We start from the raw sequence: 5243 nt of genomic DNA, 5'->3' as shown, positions 1-5243 counted from the left end.
TCTGGTATATTCTTGCAGCTTTCTTTGTTTCTCTGGATTCATGATTTTTCTGTGAGTGGTAAACATATTTAATTATGGACTAATCAGGGACATAGTATTTGTGAGTATTTCTACTCGTCGCATAAGTGTTATGCTGCCGATGCAATACAGATGAACGGCGATAATTTTAGGAAAAGCGAGAGAATGAATGCAAGATGTATCTGAATTTTGGTTAATTTTTATGAGGTGGATTAGCCAGCTTCAGTTGAATCAAGTTAAATAAAGGAATGAGATACAAATAAACAGCATAAGGGATAAAATCTGAATTAACGCCTAAGATTGTTGCAGGCACTAATCCGGCAATATTCCAAGGAATTAATGGAGAAATTACAACAGCGGTATTTTCCAAGTCTACAGCAACTTGATAATCATCTAATCCGTCTTTTCGGTATTTGTCTTCAACGAGCTGATGAGTCAGGAGAATGGCGATAGCTTGGGTGCAGCCAAATGCGGCTGATAAAATGCTGATGGCTGTCGTTGCTAAAAATAAATCGCCTCTGGAGCGAACTTTGTTGAGATAAACTTCAATAAATTCTAGTGTTCTGGTTCCCGCAAAAATGCCTGCAAATGCTGTTGATACAATTACAACACTTGAAACTTTGACCATCGACAAAATGCCTCCTCCAGCCACAATATCTTTTAAACTAGAAGTTGATTCTAACTTAAATCCGCCGATCGCAAATTGCAGTATCTCGATCGCCGAATAACCTTGGACGAAATGGGCGATCGCACTTCCGGCAATTATACTAACAGCCATAGCAATTTTGACTTCTACTCGCAACACACAAAAAATTAAGATTGTCAAGGCAGGCAGCCAAGTTATCCAGTTAAGATTGAAGGCTTTGCCAATTTCGACAGCCAGGTTTTTGCCAGCAATTTCAACGGGATTTGTTAGGGATAAAATCAAATAGAAGATGCTGGAAAATATCAGCGGATAAAAAGCTGTTACCGCCATATTTTTGATGTTAGTATAAATTTCTGTGCGGGTAATAGTGGCAATCAAATTAGCACTAGAAGACATCGGAGAACACCGATCGCCAAAATAAGCTCCGGCAATAATTGCTCCGGCGAGCGTATTGGGATTGACACCGCTGTCCTTGGCTGCGATCGTTAAAGCAATGCCGATCGTACTCACAGTGCCAAAGGAAGTTCCCAGCAGCACAGAAACCATGCTAGTTAAGACAAATGCCCAAAATATAAAATACTGAGGGCTAATTAATTTAATTCCCCAATATACGAGCACCGGAACCGTCCCCGCAGCCATCCACACAGCCATGACTGCGCCGATTAAAAGTAAAATACCGATGACTGAAAAAGATTTTTGACTTCCTGCAACAGCCATTTTGATTAAGCTTTTTAGTTGAAATCCCCTGTTTAACAAAATGACAATAAAAATTGCCATAGAAGCTAGCAGCGGATAAACCACAAAATAACCTTTAATGGCACTAACTAAAAGTAAAAAAAATGAGATAATTACAAAAAATAGCAAATCCATTATTGATGGGCTTTCATGTATTCTCTCAGTAAGGTGTTGATCTGGGTTTGATAACCACGACCTTGAGATTTAAACCACTCCAAAACATCACTGTCAATGCGTAAGGTCACTTGAGCTTTTGTCTTACGGTTGGGCAAACCTCGCCGAACTAATGCTTTCGCGAACATTTCAGGCGTAATTTCAGGGCAATCGGATAAGTCAATATCTTCATCTGTCATGGCATCTAGGCGTTCCCAATCAGTTTGAGATTTGCTCGAAGTAAATTCGTTGTTCATATTTAGTTGCTTTTCTAGCGGAAATAATGCGGGTACATTCCTCTCGTTCTGTATCGACGATAGCGACTACTCGCCCTTGCAACAAACCAAATGTCACAAACCTTTGCTCCCCATAACTGAATCGTTAGTCCTCAACCGTCACGATTTCTCCATCAAAAACTACTGGAACGTCGATAAAGTCAATGCCATGTTTGCTAAGGTTGGTAAGACGTTTAGTCTCATCCCACTCAAATTCCATACCTTGATTGTTACTAAACATTGTAACTACAATTTGTCGTTACAGCCACTAACTTTAACACATCTTTGAATTGTTCGAGTAGAACCGATCGCCCCCTTCACCTCTGGCCATCCCAGAAGCCACCGCACCCCTGCGTAACCGACACCGCAGTCTATTAAAACAAAACGCTAAAATAATAGATCCAACAATTTGGGAGTTAATATTTGACACTTGCACTCGATCGCGAAAAAGTCCTAGCTTGGCTCACACAGCGCGTTCCTGCCGCCCGCATCACACATATCCTCGGAGTCGAACAGACAGCAGGAGACTTGGCTCGCCATTACGGCATAGACGAAGCAAAAGCCCGAGAGGCAGGATTGCTCCACGACGCAGCAAAATACTTTAAACCCCAACTACTGCTGCAAATGGCTCAGAAGGAAGGTTTAGAGTTAGACTCAGTGTTGGAAGCACACCCGCATTTGCTGCACGCAGACGCCAGCGCGATCGTTGCTAGAGACGAATTCGGGGTGGTCGATCGAGAAATTTTGGACGCAATCGCCAATCATACCCTCGGCCGACCAAACATGAGCCAGCTTAGTTGTACCGTATTTGTAGCAGATACTATAGAGCCGAGCCGCGGCAACACCGCCGAACTAGAAGCGCTGCGCCAAGCAAGCTTGCAAAATCTTTATGCAGCGGTGTGGCAAACTAGCGATTATTCTCTTAAATATTTGCTAGAAACTCGCTGCTACATTCACCCGCGCACCGTACTTACGCGGAATTGGGCGCTGCAAATGGCTCGCGCCCAATCGCCCGAAATAGGAAATTCGACAGGAAAGTCGAGCGAACAAATCACAAGTTAAAAGTAAAATTTATCAGCAATCCTGTACTTACTTTTGGCTTGAATCTAACTCCTATTTCCCTGCTCAAACTGCCAACAATCGATCGCGTCAAAGTACCCATTCCCCTTTACTCTCTCAATTAGGAAATTAAACACTTAATGTCAGATTTAACCCAACTCGAATACTCCCGGGCTCAGTCCACAGTAACCGACGCCACCATCCCAGACGAAGCCCGCGGCCTGATATTGACCGCTGCACAAGCTGCTGACGATCGCAAAGCCGTTGATATTGTATTGCTGGGCGTCGCAGAAGTATGCTATCTAGCTGACTACTTTGCGATCGTCACCGGATTTTCCAACGTCCAGGTACGAGCCATCTCGCAAGCCATCGCCGACCAAGTAGAGGAAGAATGGGGACGCTTGCCGCTGCGTACACAAGGGCTATCAGACGCCAGTTGGGTCGTCATGGACTACGGCGACGTGATTATCCACATCTTGAAACCTCAAGAGCGCGAATTTTACAACTTAGAAGCGTTCTGGGGACACGCCGAACAAATTGAATTTTCCCCCGCACCGAGAGGAACGCTGATGTGAAAAACGCTTCTATTTCTATTTGTCCTGTTCCAGAAGAACAGCGCCCGGTTAATGAATACCAAGAACTTACAGAATCCTGGTTTTTTAGCTGGGTAACTCTCAACTGGCCCGCATATCTGGCAAAACTAGCTTGGCTGTGCGGTTGGAGTTGCTTGGTATCAGGGCCATTAGCAGCAGCCAGCTTTGCTCCCGGTAAGTATCCAGTTCAGTTTGCCCTGTGCGCTGCCGCTGGTGCCGGTTTTATTCTAGGATTAGCTTTGCTGCGGCTTTACTTGGGTTGGTTCTACGTGCGATCGCGCCTTTCAAATCCCACAGTCGTCTACGAAGAGTCTGGCTGGTACGATTGTCAAGCTTGGCCTAAAACTCCCGAAGTTTTAGTTCAAGACCAATTGATAGTCAACTACGAACTAGAACCAATTCTCAAGCGTCTGCGGCAGACATTTTATGGTTTGACAGTATTGCTGGTTGCTGGGGGACTAATTTGGAGTTTTGTGTAATCGTTCATGGTAAAAGGGAAGTTTTGAGTCGTAGGGGCGGCGCAGTTTTCTGCCCGCCCGATAGTTTTGAGTTACCAACAATCACCAAAAGATTAACTTCACAACTAACAACTCAAAACTTCTTTCACCCCAATCTAAAATCTAAAATCTAAAATCTAAAATTGATATGACAAGGGGAAAACGAACCCAAGCTCCCGAACTTGAAGTCACATTGCTGCGCGAAGGTATTCCCGAATCGAAGCACCGCGCCCAGGCTGCTGTCTGCGACAAACGCGGCCGCGTTCTTTCTGTTGCCGGTAACTCAGAAACGGCGACATTTGTGCGTTCTTCACTCAAACCTTTTCAAGCTTTGGCTGTGACGGCTAGCGGCACTTTGGAACGCTACGAATTGACCGATCGAGATTTAGCAATTATTTGCAGTTCCCATCAAGGTACGATCGAGCAATCGCGACAAGTGTTTAACGTCCTGTGGCGCTGCGACATTGACCCATCCAAACTTCAATGCCCCATTCCTGAAGGCAAAAAGAGCGCCCTGCAATACAACTGTTCCGGGAAACACGCCGGAATGCTGGCTGTCTGCCAGCAACTGCACTGGCCTCTGGAAACTTATTTGCGGCGCAAACATCCTGTCCAGCAGCTTATTTTGGGCAAGGTGGCTGACTTGCTAGCCATGCCTGCCGAAGAGTTTATTAGCGCTCGCGACGACTGCGGCGCTCCTACCTATCTGTTGCAGTTGGGACAAATGGCGTCTTTGTACGCTAAGTTGGCCTCCGGCGACAATGTGGATATGGAGCGGATTGTCCGCGCTATGACTCACCACCCGACGATGGTTGCCGGTGACGGCAAATTTGACACGGAACTGATGCGCTTGACTCAAGGGGAATTGGTCAGCAAATCCGGCGCTGAGGGAGTGCAGTGCATTGGCCGGGTTGGTGAAGGCATGGGCTTGGCAATTAAAATCACGGATGGGGGCAAGCGCGCTCAGTTTGCTGTGGCGATTCACTTGCTCAAGCAGTTGGGATGGATTACTGCGACGATCGCCGAAACTCTCTCGGACACTTACCTGACTCTCAGCGATTGTAAGCGTTTAGAGGTGGTTGGCGAAGTTTCGATGCTTTAGTGCGATCGAGATTCGCTCGCCGATTTCAGCAACCCCTCCTACAATCTCAAAACTTTTTTGATTTAGGGGTTGCAATTTTCCCAAAGGTATGTTTATATTAGAGAGTAGACAAAGCGACGCGGGATAGAGCAGCCTGGTAGCTCGTCGGGCTCATAACCCGAAGGT

General features: G+C 45.9%; 7 protein-coding genes. 4 read left to right on the top strand and 3 right to left on the bottom strand.

From position 1 onward, the window contains the following. Positions 1 to 211: 211 nt before the first annotated feature. From QT974_RS19530 to QT974_RS19520, 3 genes are read right to left on the bottom strand one after another with little or no spacing between them, the layout of a single operon-like run. Complete coding sequence (locus QT974_RS19530; RefSeq protein ID WP_333470089.1) at positions 212 to 1534, bottom strand: Na+/H+ antiporter NhaC family protein; 1323 nt, start codon at positions 1532 to 1534, stop codon at positions 212 to 214. Continuing rightward, entirely contained in the window at positions 1534 to 1809 is a 276-nt protein-coding gene (locus QT974_RS19525) for a BrnA antitoxin family protein (RefSeq protein WP_333470088.1), read from the bottom strand. Before QT974_RS19525 ends, QT974_RS19530 begins: the two co-directional genes overlap by 1 nt. Further along, on the bottom strand, positions 1772 to 1906 hold the full coding sequence (locus tag QT974_RS19520; RefSeq protein WP_333470087.1) for a BrnT family toxin: 135 nt from the start codon (positions 1904 to 1906) through the stop codon (positions 1772 to 1774). Before QT974_RS19520 ends, QT974_RS19525 begins: the two co-directional genes overlap by 38 nt. 344 nt (positions 1907 to 2250) lie before the next feature. On the opposite strand from QT974_RS19520, the gene yqeK reads away from it, so the two are divergent. The 4 genes from yqeK (at position 2251) to QT974_RS19500 (ending at position 5078) form a co-directional block, all read left to right on the top strand. Further along, entirely contained in the window at positions 2251 to 2889 is a 639-nt protein-coding gene (yqeK, locus tag QT974_RS19515) for a bis(5'-nucleosyl)-tetraphosphatase (symmetrical) YqeK (protein WP_333470086.1), read from the top strand. A 137-nt stretch (positions 2890 to 3026) separates the two neighbouring features. Further along, the gene (gene rsfS / locus QT974_RS19510) at positions 3027 to 3461 is read left to right on the top strand and encodes a ribosome silencing factor (protein WP_333470085.1); all 435 of its coding nucleotides are present in this window, start codon (positions 3027 to 3029) and stop codon (positions 3459 to 3461) included. Continuing rightward, complete coding sequence (locus QT974_RS19505; protein ID WP_333470084.1) at positions 3458 to 3958, top strand: CGLD27 family protein; 501 nt, start codon at positions 3458 to 3460, stop codon at positions 3956 to 3958. Before rsfS ends, QT974_RS19505 begins: the two co-directional genes overlap by 4 nt. Positions 3959 to 4124: 166 nt before the next feature. After that, on the top strand, positions 4125 to 5078 hold the full coding sequence (locus tag QT974_RS19500; RefSeq protein WP_333470083.1) for an asparaginase: 954 nt from the start codon (positions 4125 to 4127) through the stop codon (positions 5076 to 5078). Positions 5079 to 5243: the final 165 nt, after the last annotated feature.

The organism is Microcoleus sp. BM001215392 (genome assembly GCF_036700185.1).
In the GTDB taxonomy this organism is placed as follows: Bacteria; Cyanobacteriota; Cyanobacteriia; order Cyanobacteriales; family Microcoleaceae; genus Microcoleus.
Note: the sequence above shows the minus strand (reverse complement) of the source record. Positions and strands in the feature narration are given on the sequence as shown.